The following is a 17084-nucleotide window of genomic DNA, read 5'->3' as shown; positions in this document are numbered from 1 at the left end:
CGATAGAGATCACGCCTTTATTCCGAAGCGTTCAAGATCCGCTTGAAGCGTCCTGGCATCGGTGAACAGCACCGCTTTCCAGCCGGCCGCCTTGGCGCCGTCGACATTCTTCTGGCTGTCGTCGATGAACAGTGTCGCGGACGGTTCGAGGCCGAACGCCGCCACGTGATGGTCGTAGATGTCGCAGTCGGGCTTGATCTTGCCGATATCGCCCGACACTGTCACGCCGCGTGGGCGGTTGAGAAAATCGAAGCGCTGCCGGGCTTCGGCCAGCGTGTCGGAGGCGAAGTTGGTCAGCATGGTGACATCATGGCCGCTTTCGATCAGGCCGAGCATGATGGCGACGCTGTCGTCATAGGCATGCGGCACCATCTCGTGCCAGTGGCGGCGGAAATTGCGGATGTTTTCAGAATGATCTGGATGATCCGAAATGAGCAGCGCCTCGGCCTCTTGCCACGTCCGGCCGCGATCCTGCTCGAGGTTCCAGTCATGCGTACAGACATTGTCGAAGAACCACTTTCTCTCGTCGGCATCGGGAATGAGGCGGCTGAACGGAATGTTTGGATCGTAGTGGATCAGCACCTTGCCGATGTCGAAAACGATGTGGCGGATTTCAGTCATGGGGTCTCTTTGCACCTGATGGCGACGGTTTTTTCGTCGCGCCGGGTATCGCAGCCTCGATTGCCTTTTTCATGACAGTCGGCAGCGCCTCGCCGGAAATCTCGCCAGCGGGCGACCAGAAGTGCCCTGCCACCGCATCACCTTTGATGTGGGCGTGAAAGACTTCGAGTGCGAGCGCGAAATGGGTGAAGACATGCGTGATTGACCCGGCGTGCCGCCAGGCGCCGGGAAAGGGCGCCGCCGCTTGCGTGGTGGCTCCGTCCACCCGCGCTGTCCAGTCGGTGGTAGGCACTTCCGTCATGCCGCCGAGCAGCCCTTTTTCCGGCCGCTTGCGCAAAAGAATGGCGCCGTCCTCACGCACGGCCACGAAAGCCGCGCCGCGCCGCAGCGGTTTGTCGGCCTTTGGCAGCCGCACCGGGAAATTCTCGGGGTCGTCTGCAATGGCGGCGCTGCAGTCCTCGCGCAGCGGGCACAGCATGCAGCGCGGCCGGCGTGGCGTGCAGATCGTGGCGCCGAGATCCATCATCGCCTGGGCGAAGTCTCCCGATCGCGTCGCCGGCACCATGCGCTCGACCTGGGCCCGTATCTCGGCCTTGGCTTCGCTGAGCGGCGTCGTGATCGAAAACAGCCTTGAGATGACGCGTTCGACATTGCCGTCGACAACGGCCGCCGGGCGGTCGAAGGCAATCGCCGTTATTGCCGCCGACGTATAGGCGCCGATGCCGGGCAATTCTCGAAGTCCGGTCTCGGTGTCGGGAAACCGGCCGCCGCGTGCCGCCACCAGATCGGCACAGGCCTTGAGGTTGCGGGCGCGGGAATAGTAGCCGAGCCCGGCCCAGGCTTTCATCACATCCTCGGTCGGCGCCGCGGCCAAGGCTTCGACATCGGGCCATTTCTCGACAAAGGCGCGGAAATAGGATTTCACCGCTTCGACGGTGGTCTGCTGCAGCATGACCTCGGACAGCCAGATACGGTAGGGGTCGGGCCGCACGCCGCGTGCATGCTCGCGCGGCGTCACGCGCCACGGCAGTTCGCGATGATGCGCGTCGTACCAGGCGACCAGCCGTGACGCCGTATCGTCGGCCTTGGCTCTGCTGGTCTGGGCCTTGCGGGTCTGGTCTGCTGGTGCCATTGATCTTGCGTAGGCTTGGCCGGTGTCTGCTGGGTCGTGGCTGGAGAACGCACATGGCAGGGAAAAGGCCCTTCGGCAATCCCGTTCCGGTGAGCGACCTCGCCACCGAGATCCTCGACCCGGTGCTGCGCAAGCGGGCAGGCATCTCGATCGGTCTCGTCCAGTCCTGGGAAGAGATTGCTGGCCCGCGCCTGGCCATTCACTCGCGGCCCGAAAAGATCCAGTGGCCGCGCCGCCTGCACGAGGACGATCCATTCGAGCCGGCCGTGCTGGTCATCGCCTGCGAAGGCATGGCCGCGCTTCACCTGCAGCACGAGACCGGCGAGATCATCAACCGGGTCAACGCCTTCCTGGGCTTTATCGCGATAGGCCGCATCAGGATCGTGCAGAAGCCGGTGACTTCTGGAAAAGCCCGGCCCAAACCTGCTCTCAGGCCACTGAGCGCGGCGGAAAAGGCGAAATTGGCCGATACAGTCGGATTGATCGAGGATGACGGACTGCGCGCCTCACTGGAAAGGCTGGGTGCGACCATTTTGGGCACAAGGAAAGCCTAGTTCTGACTGGAAACAGTCATAGGTTTGTCGTTAATCTCGCGCATTCGTGATCACCCTTGTCAGGTTTCGCGATTGGATTGGGGACAGGGATGCCTTAATTCGCGCCAACTCTCGCTTTTTCGTGTCTTTGCATTGCAAAATTCAACCCTTATCAGGTGATTCGTATGAGCCGCACCCCGTTTGGCCAAAGCTTCTCTCGCAGAAACGTCCTGACTTCGCTGGCCGCCATTCCGGCGGTGGCCCTGCTCGCGGCCTGCAGTGATTCCGGCGAACAAGCCAAGGCGGCGGATGTCAAGCCCGCGGACCCGGCAACGCCCGCGAAGCCGGCCACGCCCGCAGCGGTCCAGGTGCCGGAGGCGCAAGGCACGGTGGATATGGCCGAATTGTTGAAGCCGGGTGCGCTGCCCGACAAGCAGCTCGGCAAGGACGACGCCAAGGTCACCATCGTCGAATACGCTTCGATGACCTGCCCGCACTGTGCGCATTTCGCCGAGACCACCTTCCCGGATTTGAAAACCAAGTACATCGATACCGGCAAGGCCCGCTACATCCTGCGCGAATTCCCGTTCGATCCGAGCGCCGAGGCGGGTTTCATGTTGGCACGCTGCGCCAAGGATAACTATTTCCCGATGGTCGATGTCCTGTTCCGGCAGCAGGCGAACTGGGTCGGCGTGTCCAACACCAAGGATGCGCTGCTGCAAATCTCCAAGCTTGCCGGTTTTACACAGGAGTCCTTCGAGGCCTGCTTGACGGACCAGAAACTTCTGGACGATGTGAGATCGGTCCAGAAGCGTGGCGCCAATGAATTCAAGGTCGACTCGACACCGACCTTCTTCATCAACGGTAAGACCTACAAAGGGGCGATGTCGATTGAGGAAATGTCGGCCATCATCGACCCTCTGCTCTGACATCGGCTCAGCGCTGAAGCGGCAGCGCTCCGGCGCTGCTTGCCTTTCCATCTGTTCGCGCGCCATGCGCCCTATCGCAAAACTTCGGTACACTTTTGCGGAACCGGTGTATGAGGCGCGTGAATGAAGTTTTCGCGCCTCCGCCTTCTTGGTTTCAAGTCCTTCGTGGAACCCGGCGAGTTCGTCATCGAACGCGGCCTGACCGGCATTGTCGGGCCGAACGGGTGCGGCAAGTCGAACCTCGTCGAGGCGCTGCGCTGGGTGATGGGCGAAAGCTCCTACAAGAACATGCGCGCGTCCGGCATGGACGACGTGATCTTTTCCGGCTCGGGCACGCGTCCCGCCCGAAACACCGCCGAAGTCACGCTTTTCCTCGACAACAGCGACCGCTCGGCGCCATCCGCCTTCAATGATGCCGACGAGCTGCAGGTGTCGCGCCGCATCGAGCGCGAGGCGGGCTCCCTCTACCGCATCAACGGCAAGGAAGCACGCGCCAAGGACGTGCAGCTTCTGTTCGCCGATCAGTCGACCGGTGCACGCTCGCCTTCGATGGTCGGGCAAGGCCGTATCGGCGAACTGATCCAGGCCAAGCCGCAGGCCCGTCGCGCCCTGCTCGAAGAGGCGGCCGGCATTTCCGGCTTGCACACCCGCCGCCACGAGGCGGAACTGAGGCTGAAGGCCGCCGAACAGAATCTCGAACGCCTGGACGACGTCGTCGGCGAACTGGAAAGCCAGATCGAAAGCCTGAAGCGCCAGGCGCGCCAGGCTTCGCGCTTCAAGAACCTGTCCGCCGACATCCGCAAGGCCGAAGCAACGCTCTTGCACCTGCGCTGGACGCTGGCCAAGACGCAGGAAGGCGAGGCGCGTTCGGCGCTGTCTACGGCCACGGCGCTCGTTGGCGACCGCGCCGCCACGCAGATGAACGCGGCCAAGGAGCAGGGCATCTCCGCCCATCGCTTGCCTGACCTGCGCGACGCGGAAGCCGCGGCTGCAGCCGCCTTCCAGCGGCTGTCGATCGCCAGGTCGCAGATCGAGGAGGAAGCCGGCCGCATCCGCACCCGTCAGGCCGAACTCGAGCGCCGGTTGCAGCAGCTCGACGGCGACATCGCCCGCGAAGAGCGGATGGTGCGCGACAACGCCGACGTTCTCGAGCGCCTGCGCGCGGAAGAGGCCGCGCTGAACTCCGAAAACGCTGGTGCCGCGGAGCGCGAGGCCACCACCCGCGCGGCATTCGAACAGGCCGCCTCGACGCTTGCGCAAAGCGAAGCCAAGCTCGCCGCGCTGACCGCCGAGCGCGCGGAGGCTGCCGCCTCGCGCCATCAGATCGAACGCACTTTGCGCGAAACCGCCGAGCGGCGCGATCGCTTCGCCCGCCAACTCGCCGATGTCGACCGCGAATTGTCGGACATCCTCGCCAAGGTGGCCGGCCTGCCGGACCCGGCCGAGAAACAGATGCTGGTCGAACAGGCGCTGGCGTTGCTGGAAGAGTCGGAGGCCGCGGCGGAGCAGGCCGAGCAGTCGGTCATCGACGCTCGTGGTGCCGAAAGTGCCGCGCGTCCGCCGCTCCAGGACGCCAGGGCGGAACTGGCGCGGATCGAGACCGAAGCGCGTACGCTGGCCAAGATCCTGAACGCGGCCAGCGGCGATCTCTTCCCTTCCGTGCTGGAGCAGATCAGCGTCGAGCGCGGCTTCGAGACGGCTCTTGGGGCGGCCCTGGGCGAAGATCTCGACGTGCCGCTCGACCGCAACGCGCCGGCGCATTGGGGCGAAAGCGAAATCCAGCCCGGCGACGCCGCGCTTCCGGAAGGGATCAGGAGCCTTGCCAGCATGGTTCGCGCGCCGGCACAGCTTGCCCGCCGGCTGGCGCAGATCGGCATCGTCGAGGCCGCTGACGGCCGCCGGTTGCAGGGGCTTCTGGCTCCCGGCCAGCGCCTGGTCAGTCGTGAGGGCGCGCTGTGGCGCTGGGACGGCCTGACCGCCAGCGCCGATGCACCGACCGCCGCGGCACAAAGGCTGGCGCAGAAGAACCGGCTTGCCGAACTCGATGCCGAAGCGGTGCAGGCGACGCTCGTCCTGCGCCAGGCCGAGGAGGCGCTGGCACAGGCCGAGCAGGCCCTCCGCCAGGCAAGCGAAGCGGAGCGGACCACGCGCCAGGCCGGACGCGAGGCCCAGCATCGGCTGGATGCCGCCCGCAATGCGCTGGCCGAGGCCGAAAAGGCCGGCGGTGAACTGTCGAGCCGCCGTGCCGCGCTGGACGAGGCGCGTGCCCGCATAGTCGACAGCCACGAGGAGACGTCGGCGGCTTTCGTCGAGGCCGAGATGTTGTTGCAGGACGCGCCGGATCTCGGCGACCTGCAATTGCTGCTCGAACAATCATCGGCCAATGTCTCTCGCGACCGCGCCGCACTGGCCGACGCGCGCGCCGTCCATGAAGGCTTGCGGCGCGAAGCCGAGGCACGCACTCGGCGTCTGGATGCCATCGGCGCCGAGCGCGGCAACTGGCTGGCGCGTGCTGAAAACGCCTCGACCCAGATCGCCTCGCTCGGCGAACGCAAGGCGGAGGCCGAGGCCGAGCGCGAACGGCTGGCCGATGCGCCCGACGAGATCGACGCCAAGCGCCGTGCATTGCTGTCGCAACTCACCGAGGCCGAGACTTTGCGCAAGGCGGCCGCCGACCGTCTGCAGGAGGCGGAGAACCGGCAGGCCGAACTGGACAAGGCCGCCACATCAGCCATCCAGTCGCTGGCCGAAGCGCGCGAAACCCGCGCCCGTGCCGAGGAACGGCTGACGGCGGCGGACGAGCGCCGGCTGGAAGTCGAGGCGCGTATCCAGGAAACGCTGAACACGCCGCCGCATCTGGTCATCCGCCACACCGGCCTGGAAGCCGACGATCCGATGCCCGAGATGCCCGAGATCGAACGCCAGTTGGATCGGCTGAAAATCGAGCGCGAACGGCTCGGCGCCGTCAATTTGCGCGCCGAGGAAGAGCAGAAGGAGCTTTCCGAGCGCCTGGAGACCATCGTGTCGGAGCGCGAGGACATCATCGAAGCGATCCGCAAGCTCAGGCAAGCAATCCAGAGCCTCAACCGTGAAGGCCGCGAGCGGCTGCTGGCCGCCTTCGATGTGGTCAACAGCCATTTCCAGCGGTTGTTCTCACACCTGTTCGGCGGCGGCACGGCGGAATTGCAACTGATCGAATCCGAGGATCCGCTGGAGGCGGGACTGGAGATTCTTGCCCGCCCACCCGGCAAGAAGCCGCAGACCATGACGCTGCTGTCGGGCGGCGAGCAGGCGCTGACGGCGATGTCGCTGATCTTTGCGGTGTTCCTGACCAATCCGGCGCCGATCTGCGTGCTCGACGAAGTCGACGCGCCGCTCGACGATCACAATGTCGAGCGCTTCTGCAATCTCATGGACGAGATGGCCAAGACCACCGAGACACGGTTCGTCATCATCACCCACAATCCCATCACCATGGCGCGCATGGATCGGCTGTTTGGCGTGACCATGGCCGAGCAGGGCGTCAGCCAGTTGGTCTCCGTCGACTTGCAGGCCGCGGAGGCGATGCGCGAGGCAAGCTGACGCCGACAGCGCCGCGGCCCGTAGGAACTCAATCAGCCGTCATCCGGACCGCCTTTGTCGTGACGCCCCCGTCGCGTCCTGACCCTCGCGCTGCTGCCGCTGGTGCGCGAGGCGAATTTTCCCGTTTTTAGGGAAGGTTGTTGTCCGTCAAAGCGGGTTTCGCTTCATTTCGGCAAGGATAAGCTCTCGCCATCAATTGGAGCGGCTTGACGATGACAGACCCAGACACCGGGATTCTTCGTATGCCTGACGATCCGGCGGACCTGGCGACGCGGCCACGGATACGCGCGGACATGCCGGGGCAAGGCACGTGCGGGCGCATCTGTGCGACGTGTCCGAAGCGAAACCTGAACTGCGCCTCGTCGGCCCTCGACAGTGTCGCCACGAGGCGAAGCACGCAGTGAAAAAACGGCAGGGCGGCACCGTGGAATGCACCGCCCCGTCGGATGAGCAATCAGGCGGCGAGCCAGGCCTTGGTGAAATCCTGCTCGTAGGCCTGATGCATCTGATAGCCCATCAAGGCGGGTTTCATATGGCAGAACAGCTTTCGCCAGTAAGGCTGAACGATGATGCCGGACTCCTGCAACATCACCTGCAATTCCTTCATCACCGCCCGACGCTGGTCCGGATCGGCGATGGCGTTGGCCTTGTGAACCTTGGCATCGAACGCGGCATCGGCGAAACCCGTCTCGTTCCATGCCGAGCCGCTCTGATAGGCGAGAGCATAGGTCTGGATGCCGAGCGGGCGGGCATTCCAGTTGGTCGTGGCGAAAGGATATTTCGTCCAGTCGTTCCAGAACGCCGATTCCGGGATGACGGTACGCTTCACCTTGAAGCCGGCGTCGCGCATCTGCTGGGCAACCACGTCGGAACTTTCCTTGCGGTAGTCGGCTTCGACCGAGATCAGGTCGAACTCGAAATCGAGCTGGCCGGCTTCCGCGAGCAATGCTTTCGCCCGGGCCGGATCCCGCTTGATCGGCGGCAGTTCGGCATGTTCGGGATGCATCGGGCCGACGTGATCGTTCTGCGCCACGATGCCCATGCCGTTGGCGCCCAGTTGCAGCACCGCCTCGTTGTCGACCGCAAGCTGGATGGCATTGCGCACGCGCTTGTCGTCATAAGGCTTGGCGTTGACGTTGCAGCGCGAGACGATCGTGGCGGCGGTGACGATCTCGCTCTTCTTCAGGCCCAGCCCGTCGAGCATGGCGACGTCATAGGATTGAGTCTGGCCGTTCAGATCGATCTCGCCGGATTCGAAGGCGGAGACGGTGGCGGCCGAGTCGGTGCCGTAGTCGATCCAGTCGATACCATCCAGGAACACCTCGCCGCCCCACCAGGAGCCGTCAGGCCGCCTGCGCACGGAGGCCGCGACACCGACATTGAGCTTCTTGAGTTCAAAGGGGCCCGTGGAGATCGGGTTGGCGGACAGGGCTGCTTGTTTCGGATTGAACGTGCGATGCACGATCAGCGCCGGGTAGTCAGTCAGCGCCGGAATTATGGTGATGTCGGGTTGCGACAGTTTCAGCACCACGGTGTGGTCGTCACGAACCGTGATGGCGCCGGCGCGCGCGGCCTTGGTTTCGGGATCGATAAGCGACGTCATGCGGCCGGCCATCGAATTGCCGGCGGCCCCCTTCTCGCACCAGCGCGTGACGTTGAAGGCAACGTCCTCGGCGGTGAAATCGTCGCCATTCGACCATTTCACGCCAGGGCGCACCTTGAGCACATATTCCGTGGCATCCGTATTGATTTCCCAGCCCTGCAGCAGCACCGCCTCGAAGGTGAAATCCGGCTTCCAGCGCACCAGCGGCTCGAGAAACTGCATGGCGATGTTGCCCATCTGCGAAACCTTGAAACTGCGCGGATCCTCCATCTCCATCACCTGCATGGCGACGCGCACGATTCCGCCCTTTCTGGGTTGGGCGGCGTCGTCGGCCAGGGCCGGAACCGGCTGGCCGATGAGCCCGTAGGCGACCGCCGTGCTGGCGCCGAAGGCGCTGGCCAGCGCCAGGAATTCGCGGCGGCTGAGCGCGCCGTTTTTGGCACCCCGCGCAAAGGCGTCGATCGCGGGATGAAGAGGCTTGGATGTCATATCGTTTCTCCCATTGTTGATTTTACGTCCAAATCGGGTGGAATGCCCTTGCCGCAACAGCGCTGGGCACGGTCTTTTGTTGGAAACCGCGAGCGGCCGAGCCGATGCGGCGAGGGGGAAACAGGATGAATCTTCTGACGGCCATGCGGGTCTTCGACCGGGTCTGCCTGCTGGGCAGCCTCTCGGCGGCGGCGCGCGATCTCAACATGTCGACGACGGCGGTCAGCCGGACGATCAAGGAGCTGGAAGAGGATCTTGGCGTGCGTCTCATCAACCGCACGACCCGGCGCCTCAGCCTCACCGAAGCCGGGCGCGACTATGCACCGCGGGCCCGCAGCCTGCTGGACGAGATTTCGGAACTGCAGGATTCGACGCGCGGCCTGCACAAGGAGACGCGCGGCCTGATCCGGGTTTCCTGCTCCAATGTCCTTGGCCACACGCGCATCACCAAGCTGGTGCCGAAATTCCTGGAGGAGAACCCGCTGACTACCATCGAATTCGATCTGACAGCGCGCTACGTCGTCGGCATCGTCGAGGAGGGTTATGATGTTGCCATCCGTTTCGGCGGCCAGGCCGATTCCGCTCTGATTGCGCGGCGCCTGGGCGAAGTCCGCAACTATGTCTGCGCCACGCCGGATTATTGGGACAGAAACGGCCGACCGACCCATCCGGACCAACTGGCAAGCCATTCCTGCGTCTTGAGCAATTTCGCCAAGCGGCTCGGCACGTGGCCCTTCATAGGGCCTGACGGGCCGTTTGACGCACCGATCGGCGGGCGCATCTCGACCAACAGCGTCGAGGCCGCCTATCAGATGACGATCGCCGGCTTCGGCATCGGCAACCTGCCGAGCCTCCTGGTCGATGCGGCAATCCGCGATGGACGGCTGGAGGTACGGCTCGACGAGTTTCGCCCGGATTCCAGCCCAATCTATGCCCTCTACCCACACCGGACCTATATCGCCGCCAAGGTCCGCGCCTTCGTCGATTTCCTGATCCGTGAGCTGTCGGCGGATTTTACCGCCTGAGGCGCGGCAGGGGCATCGCCAGTCGGCGCCAGCAAAGGCCCGGCGCGAACGCCAGGCCACCCTTGCCCCCAACGGCAAACTCGGCGGTGTCATTTCCACCAGGCGGTGGTGTCGTACATCGGTCCCGGCTCCTCGAAGAGCTTCTCGTATTTGCAGAGCGCCGGCGTCTTGCCGAGCGCCACCGAGGCACCATCCTTGAACGCCCACTCGCCGCGTTGGGTCGAGTCGGCCCGCACATAGCTGGACAGGGCAAAGGCCCGGTCGTGCTGCGACAGGTTGGGCGAGGAGCCATGCACGGTAAGCAGCCCCCACATGGCGAGGTCGCCAGGCTCCAGGACCAATGGAACGATCGTCGCCGGGTCGATGCCGACCTTGCGCAATTCTTCCTCGGCGGTCAGCCCCTTCATCAACTCGCCCTTGCCTTCGTCGGACAGGCCGAGATAGCCGAGCTTGTGACTGCCAGGCACGACCTGAAGGCAGCCATTGTCGAGCGTCGCTCGGTCGACGGCGAGGCCCGTCGTCACTGTCGCATCGGCGACATTGTCGAAGGCGGCCTGGTTGCGGAAGCGCAGATCCTGATGGAAGCGATAACCAGTGACATTGGCCCCGGGTGGCTTCCAATGCAGCTGCTGGGCGATTTGCTTGATGTCACGCCCGATCAAGCCTTCGAGCAGTTTCAGGTAATTGGGATTGCGCCGGAATTGCTCGAAATAGGAATTGATCCAGGAAAACCAGTAGGCCTGCAGCACGTAGCGTTGGCCGAAATCCGACTCGGGCAGGATCTGGAAGTTGAGATTGCCGTCCCGGAAAGTAGCGTGATGCTTGAGCCCTTCGGCGTAGACGGCATCCGTTTCCTTCTTCAGCCGGACCATCTCGTCGCCGTCGACGAATTGTCGAACGACCGCGTATCCCTCCTCGCGGTACTGCTCCACCGCCTCGCGTGCCTGCTTGTCCGTCAGCATGTCCTTGGCTATCCCTGTCTGATGATCTCCAAGGATCGTAGCGAAGGGATCGCGGGCGATAAGCCACGGATTTTGGCATCGACTTTCCCGATAATCGCAAAAGTCGCGGCAAACTGAACCGGTCTTGGAGGACGTCAGGCTGAAGCGCGTTGAATACGCGACAACTCAAAACCGCCTTTGCCCGACAAGCTCTGTTCCGCCGGCCGGAACATATCCTCGAAGTCGAGGTCCTCCTCGAAAACCACGCCTCCGACGGTCACGGCCAGGATCTCCACGGCGCCCTGAGGGGAAAAATAGACCTGCGAGACACTGGCGCGGATACGCTCGCCAACCATCCTGGCTTCGGCCTCGCTCGTTCCGGGAAGGAAGACGCCGAACATCGACGCGCCTATGCGGCCGATGACGTCTTGCGAGCGCACGCAAGACCGGATGGTTGAGGCTATGAGACGCAAGGCTTCGTCGCCCCAGCTCAGGCCGAAGCGCAAGTTGATGGCGTTCAGATGCTCAGGATGAATGACCAGGAAGGCGCCCGATCGCTCGCCTGGAACGGAAGGCCTGATTGCCCGTCTCTCGATCAGCGACGTGAAGACCCTGCCGTTCAGGCAACCGGTCAGCGTATCGAAGGTAGCGGCCCTGTTGAGTTCCCGCCGGTAGCGACGGATCTCTGCCAGTTTCAGGCCTATGAACACAAAAAGCGGCAGGCAGATCACCAAAGGCAAAAGCGTTGCGGTGATCATGCCGCGCCCGAAAGGCGTCAGCGTCTCGCTGAACAACAGCAGATAGTTCAGGCTCAGGGAGACGCAAAGGCTGCCGATGGTTCCAAGGAAAGCCAACCAGCCGACGCTCCTCCATTCGTGATGGGCCGGGACATCAGCTGCTGCGTTGGACATGATCGATCTCCGTTGGATCGCCAAGCATAAGACCGGCAAGTTAGGATTTCGGTTTCAAAGAACAATACAATTTGAGGCGTCGGATACATCGCTCAGCTTTCTGGAGGCGATGCCGGCCTTTGCGGCGACTCCGGTTGCTGCCGCCTATGGAGAGCCGAAGATTCCCATCTCCGCCGTCCTGGCTGTTGCTTCGGCCTTGCCATAGATACCGCCCGGCAAGGCCAACGCCCAGCCATTCGACACGAGCCAGGCTCCGACATCCTGTTTGCCCAGCCTGCATGTCGCCGCGACAGGGAAGCGGTCGACCACTGGAGGCACGAAACAGCTCAGCGCCCGCCCGCGCATCCAGTTGTTGAAAGCCGCACGCGCCCGCTGTCCACAAGGCCAGGCACTCTCGTGAAACAGGCAGATCCTGTCGGCTTCGACGCTCTGGGTTCCACTGATGAACAGTTTTCGCCCCATGGAGTCGAAACCAGCCGAGGACGTGGCCACCGGATGATACAGCGGTGTTTCCCGCCAATCCCTGGGCATCGATGGCTTGGGTTGTGACGCGAGGCCGAGGTCGCCAAGGGGCAAGCGAGGTTCCACCCGCTCCACTTCTGACCCCACGACCTGCGGCGGTGCGATGAGATCTTCGGCAATCTTGCGGGCTGAATTGACGATCGATCGAACCGGGTGCTGCGCGACGTCGTCGCTGACGTCCGGGGCCGGGTCGGTGACGGTCCGCTCGACAGGGAACAGGGTCGCTGCCTTGACCAGCAGCAGGATGCCGACGAGAAGCTCGAGGCTTGCGACCGCGATCATCACGCGAAGGCGCCCCGCTTGTCCCCCCGGACCGCCCGCGCCCAATTCGCTAGAAGCTGGACGTCGATTTGGCAACCAGTTTGAGCGCACCTTTTTCAATCCGGTAAAACGGCATCGAGCGTTCGCTGGATCCATCCGCGCGGAACCTGAACAAGCCGGTCGATCCGCGAAATCCGTTCGGGTTCTCGAAAACCTGCCTGTTGAAGCCGGTCGGTCCGGCAGCGCTCGCGATGCCCGCGGTCAGGGCGACCATGTCATAGGCATAGGCGACATTGACGTCGGCCTGGTAGTTGAAGGTTGTCTTGAAACGATCCGAAATGGGGCCTGTTTCGTGTTGGTCGAGGGTCGCGATATAGGCACCTTCGAATAGTGGACTGGCCGGGTACTCCAGCCAACGGTTCGTGCCAACCACCGAGGTCGATTTTCCGGGAATGCCTTTTGCCTTCAGGGCGATCAGGATTGGCGACGGATTGCTGTCGCCGCTGGCGACGACCACTGCATCGGGGGCGTCCACCAGCGAGCCCATGTCCGTCACCGCCTTTGTCGCGCTGTCGGCGCTCGTATAGGGTATGGTGATCGCAAGTGCGGCTCCGTACACGCTGAGGCTGTTGGCAACCCGCTTTTCGACGATGTCGGCACTCGCGCCCGCCGGCACCAGCAGGACGAACTTCTTGCCGCCCTTGGCCGCAATCGCGCCGGCGCCTGCAGCGGCGCTGTCTGCCTCGCTGAGACATACCGCATAGACGCCCGGGCCACCGGCAAAATTGTCCGCAAGAGCCAGAACCACCGGCCGGTTTGCGCCGGACAGTTTCGCGACATGCTGGGCCGCCGGCAGTTCGGTCGGACCGATGACCACTTTCGCTCCCGAAGTTATGGCCTTTACCGCCAGTTGCTGCGAGTAGGTCGCGTCTCCCTTCGTGTCCTCGACGGTAAGCGTCAGCAGCGGGTTGCCGAGATCCGTCATCGCGAGCTTGGCGGCGTCGAGCATCTTTCTGCCGTTTTCGCCTGCGGATCCGGAGGCGGAGAGGGGCAGCAGCATGGCGACTTTTGTGGGGCCGGTGCCGAGAGACTGCGTTGCCATGCTTGCGTTGGCGACAGCAACAGCAGCCGGCTGATTGGGGGCCTGGATGGCAGCGGGGTCGAGCGCGTCTGACACCGCGCCTTTCGATTGGCAGCCGAGCAACGACATTGCCAGCGCGCAAGCGACCACGCACGTTCGCAAGCTGTGGACCTGCCGGTCAGATACCATTTTCTGCCGGCGCGCTCTCGCTGTTGCGGTCAGTTCATGTACTCGACCATACGGTCGTGAAAACACTCGCACTTGTTGAGCGTGTCTTCGTCCTTGTAGTTCGTCTTCAGGTAGCCGTAAGCCATGCCGCAGGCGACCTTGGCTTCCGATGCCCAGACGAAGACCGGCCGCGACGAGTTGATCCATTCCGGGCTCTTGGCGACGGCGATCGACTCATCCATCAGCTTCACGACCTGTTTCGTGAGGTCGACCGTGTTTTCGGTCAGCACGAGATTGGAGGTTCCAACGGTGCGGCAATAGTCGGCCGTCGGACCTTCGATGATGTCGGCGGCAAAGCCGGTGGATCCAGCCAAGAGCAGCGCCGCGGCCGTGCCCAGCAATCTTGAACGAATTTTCATGTAAGCCCCTCTCCAAATTGCCATTTCATGTTCCGCTAATGCATAGCATGGGAGCACAAGCACGCAGAAGTGTTAAATCGTGACATGCTGCTGCGTATGTGTTGCGTCGTCATAGAGGATGTTGATCGTACCGGCTGCGGGTGCGTTCTGCAGTACGGCCACATCCACGAAGTTTGCCGCGTTGCCCGAGCCGCTGGTATCGACGCTTACTGTGCTGGTCGCGCTGTTGTAATGCACATAGTCGGCGATGTTGCCAGCCGGCGCCTTGTCGAAAAGCGCCGTCAGGTCGATCTTATCCCCTTCGTCGCCATGGTAGTCGACGATCAGATCCTTGATGTTGAGATTGTCGATCTTGAACGTGTCGGCTCCCGAAGTGCCGTCCATGGCCACCGACGGCTGCGTCGAGGCAACCAGCGATGTATCGAGTTCCACCTCGACATAGTTGCCGCTCGTGCCGTCGGCCATCTGGAAAGTGCCGTTGCCGGTCACGGTCTGCCCGTCGATTTCGCCGACAGCCGCGTTCGCTGCCGTGCTGATGGAGACAATACCGTTGTCGGCGAGGTGCGACAATTCCCCGGTGTCGCTGATGCCGTTGGCATTGGCGTCCTGCCAGATCAGCAGGCTGCTGAACGCCGCGTCATTGTGGTCGATGACGCCGTCATGGTTGCTGTCGAGCGACGCCAGCGCGGCCGCGCCGCTGGCGAAGTGGCCGCCATTGAAGTTCGGCGTGAACAGCTCCGTGCCATCGTCGATCTTGCCGTCATGGTTGAGGTCGACCGCCAGCATGCCATCATTCGAGGTGTTCCAGGCAACCTGGTCCTTCGCCCCATCGCCGTTGATGTCGAACTGGACACCGTGGCTAAGGTCGGAGAAGGCGAACCCATCATGATTCAGGTCGAGGATGATGGGATCGGTAGCGCTGTTGTAGACGACAAAATCCGTGCTGGTAAGCGTGGTAAGCTGCCCAAGCGTGGTGATGTTTTCGAAGGTTGCGACCTGGGTACGGCCAGTAGCATCGCTCCAATTTGTGTCGAACCAGAGTTCGCCGTGCCCCGTGGTCGAGTTGAAGACAAGGACATAGGCGTTGGTTGCCGCTGCAGCTGTTGCCGCCGCAATTTGCACCGGGGTCTGTGCCGCGTCGATTCTAACGACATGCGCAGAGTCTCCAGCCGTGAGTGCGGAGATCGAGGTTCTGTTCGCAAAGTCGCTGGCGTTGAGAGCAGTGCCGGCGGAAGTTCCGATGGTGTTGACGAAATTGACGCTGCCGCTTCCGGTCGCCCCCGTGTCCAGCAGACCGATCTTGTCGGTGCCCGCCACGAAGTCCTTGATGGTATCCGTGTCGGTGTTTGTTGCCATCCGGAACTGATCGACACCGGTGCCGCCGGTTAGAGTGTCGTTGCCGACCCCGCCAACGAGGATGTCATTTCCATCGCCTCCGAAAAGAATGTCATTGCCCCCACTGCCGCTCAACTTGTCGCCGTTGGCTGTACCCTGCATGGTTTCGGCATCCGCAGTGCCCGTATACGTAACACCGTTGACAACGTGAACGTCCAGTTGCTGTGCCGTTGAGGTATCGCCGTCAGCGTCTTTTACTGTGACATTGAAGGTCAGATCGGCATTTTGTGCCGTCGTAGTGGTGCTGGCGAGACCGATGTCGGAAATCTTGAACCCAAGATCATTGCTATCGGAACTCAGGTTTTGAGTGCCAGTACTCGCTCCGCCGGCACCGATGGCGCCGTTGAGGTTGATGGCCGTGCCGGTGATGCCTTCATCGGTCGGCGTGATTTGCGCGCCAACCAATACATAGTGCTGACCAGCAGTATTGTAATCGTTAGATTCGATGATCAAAAGCCCATCATTGTTGTCGAGCGTCACACTCGAGTAGATGCCTGGGCCAGAACCTGGGCCCTTAAAGATATCGGCATTCTCGACGTACATTGCCTTGGTCGTATAGGTTCCGGCCACCGTATCGTAGAGTTTCAGAATGACGATGAAGTCTTCGGAGTTCCCGATGCCATCGAACTTCAGGAACATCGAATCCACTTGGGCAGTGGGAGTCAAATTCGTAAGCCCGGTCGGATTCGTGGTAAAGAAGTCCATATCCATGACTTCACCCTTACCCATTGTGTCGCCGGCGACACCGTTTGCCGTACCGGAGATCGACACATAGGATGGAGCTTGGGTGATCAGTTCTCCGTCCACAAAAGTAAGCGGGTTGGCGTCGATTGAACCCGCTTTCAGGTTGTCGGCTCCAGTGCCACTGCCTGGTTCCGCGTAACCGGTAAACTGAATAAACAGGTTTGTGTTGACTTGCGCTACCGCCACGTCCGGCTGGCTATTGTCGACCGTCGAGGTTCCTTCGTGATAACCGGTGATCGACGACGAATTGCTCACCGTGCTGATCGTTACCGCCGAAATCGGGTCGGCTAGATCCACGGTATAAGTTCCCGCCACCTTGTCGAAAGTGATGGTGCCCGTCTCGTGGGTGGATGCTCCACCCGTGAGATAGTCGAAGCTGACATTGAACACGGCCGTTGTCGAGGTCTCGGAAGCCCAGGTCACGGTCGGCGACGTGATAGCGTTCCCGGCCACCGTACCGGCCAATGTGATGGCGGCAAAGTCAGAATTGACATTGCTGTACGTCGTATGTCCGTCAGCCCCGATTGCGTAGTCAAACACACCGGTTCCACTGACGGTCCCGCTGTTGGCGAAGTAGAGATCCGTCTTGTCGAGAACCACCGGGATGTCGTCGACGATTGAGATGACGATCGATGCCGGCGTGGCATCGCTGTCGCCGGTGGCGTCGGTGACCGCCATGGTGATTGTGTCGCTGAGCGGGTTGACCTCGCCCTGGCCGGTGTGGGTCA

Annotated in this window: 13 protein-coding genes; 4 read left to right on the top strand and 9 right to left on the bottom strand. The window is 62.5% G+C overall.

Going from position 1 to position 17084, the window contains the following annotated elements; translation table 11 throughout:
* Nucleotides 1-9 precede the first annotated feature (9 nt).
* Nucleotides 10-621: an HAD family phosphatase gene (locus EN850_RS15770; protein ID WP_127278141.1), complete on the bottom strand. Its 612-nt coding sequence runs from the start codon at nucleotides 619-621 to the stop codon at nucleotides 10-12.
* Nucleotides 614-1753, bottom strand: a complete 1140-nt coding sequence (gene mutY / locus EN850_RS15765) for an A/G-specific adenine glycosylase (RefSeq protein WP_127278142.1) — start codon at nucleotides 1751-1753, stop codon at nucleotides 614-616. The genes EN850_RS15770 and mutY overlap by 8 nt, the downstream gene beginning before the upstream one ends.
* A gap of 53 nt (nucleotides 1754-1806) precedes the next feature.
* Here mutY and EN850_RS15760 point away from each other — a divergent pair, with 53 nt between their 5' ends.
* The 3 genes from EN850_RS15760 to smc all read left to right on the top strand — a co-directional run bounded on the left by EN850_RS15760 (nucleotide 1807) and on the right by smc (nucleotide 6797).
* On the top strand, nucleotides 1807-2307 hold the full coding sequence (locus tag EN850_RS15760; RefSeq protein WP_127278143.1) for a DUF721 domain-containing protein: 501 nt from the start codon (nucleotides 1807-1809) through the stop codon (nucleotides 2305-2307).
* A 164-nt stretch (nucleotides 2308-2471) separates the two neighbouring features.
* Nucleotides 2472-3215: a DsbA family protein gene (locus tag EN850_RS15755; protein WP_127278144.1), complete on the top strand. Its 744-nt coding sequence runs from the start codon at nucleotides 2472-2474 to the stop codon at nucleotides 3213-3215.
* A gap of 123 nt (nucleotides 3216-3338) precedes the next feature.
* Nucleotides 3339-6797 carry a chromosome segregation protein SMC gene (gene smc, locus EN850_RS15750; RefSeq protein ID WP_136091736.1) on the top strand — a complete coding sequence of 1153 codons (3459 nt, stop codon included), beginning with the start codon at nucleotides 3339-3341 and terminating at the stop codon, nucleotides 6795-6797.
* A gap of 454 nt (nucleotides 6798-7251) precedes the next feature.
* Here smc and EN850_RS15745 read toward each other — a convergent pair whose 3' ends face one another.
* Entirely contained in the window at nucleotides 7252-8889 is a 1638-nt protein-coding gene (locus tag EN850_RS15745) for an ABC transporter substrate-binding protein (protein WP_135881510.1), read from the bottom strand.
* Nucleotides 8890-9014: 125 nt separating this feature from the next.
* Between EN850_RS15745 and EN850_RS15740 the strand changes: the two genes are divergently transcribed.
* Nucleotides 9015-9914 (top strand): LysR family transcriptional regulator, encoded by a 900-nt coding sequence (locus tag EN850_RS15740; protein ID WP_127873130.1) that lies wholly within the window; start codon nucleotides 9015-9017, stop codon nucleotides 9912-9914.
* A gap of 89 nt (nucleotides 9915-10003) precedes the next feature.
* Here the strand turns inward: EN850_RS15740 and EN850_RS15735 are convergent, their stop codons facing one another.
* The 6 genes from EN850_RS15735 to EN850_RS15710 form a co-directional block, all read right to left on the bottom strand.
* Nucleotides 10004-10876 carry a phytanoyl-CoA dioxygenase family protein gene (locus EN850_RS15735; protein WP_189343688.1) on the bottom strand — a complete coding sequence of 291 codons (873 nt, stop codon included), beginning with the start codon at nucleotides 10874-10876 and terminating at the stop codon, nucleotides 10004-10006.
* 134 nt (nucleotides 10877-11010) lie between these two features.
* Entirely contained in the window at nucleotides 11011-11766 is a 756-nt protein-coding gene (locus tag EN850_RS15730; RefSeq protein WP_136091735.1) for a GGDEF domain-containing protein, read from the bottom strand.
* Nucleotides 11767-11910: 144 nt separating this feature from the next.
* Entirely contained in the window at nucleotides 11911-12570 is a 660-nt protein-coding gene (locus tag EN850_RS15725; protein WP_246689226.1) for a thermonuclease family protein, read from the bottom strand.
* A 49-nt stretch (nucleotides 12571-12619) separates the two neighbouring features.
* A complete protein-coding gene (locus EN850_RS15720) occupies nucleotides 12620-13819 on the bottom strand; it encodes a penicillin-binding protein activator (RefSeq protein ID WP_127279954.1) in 1200 nt (399 codons plus the stop codon).
* A gap of 29 nt (nucleotides 13820-13848) precedes the next feature.
* Nucleotides 13849-14217: a hypothetical protein gene (locus tag EN850_RS15715; RefSeq protein ID WP_127873133.1), complete on the bottom strand. Its 369-nt coding sequence runs from the start codon at nucleotides 14215-14217 to the stop codon at nucleotides 13849-13851.
* 72 nt (nucleotides 14218-14289) lie between these two features.
* Nucleotides 14290-17084: type I secretion C-terminal target domain-containing protein (locus tag EN850_RS15710; protein ID WP_136091733.1), on the bottom strand; the 2795-nt coding region annotated here is incomplete at its 5' end.

Origin of the sequence: Mesorhizobium sp. M8A.F.Ca.ET.207.01.1.1, from assembly GCF_004794715.1 — a bacterium.
GTDB lineage: Bacteria > Pseudomonadota > Alphaproteobacteria > Rhizobiales > Rhizobiaceae > Mesorhizobium.
Note: the sequence above shows the minus strand (reverse complement) of the source record. Positions and strands in the feature narration are given on the sequence as shown.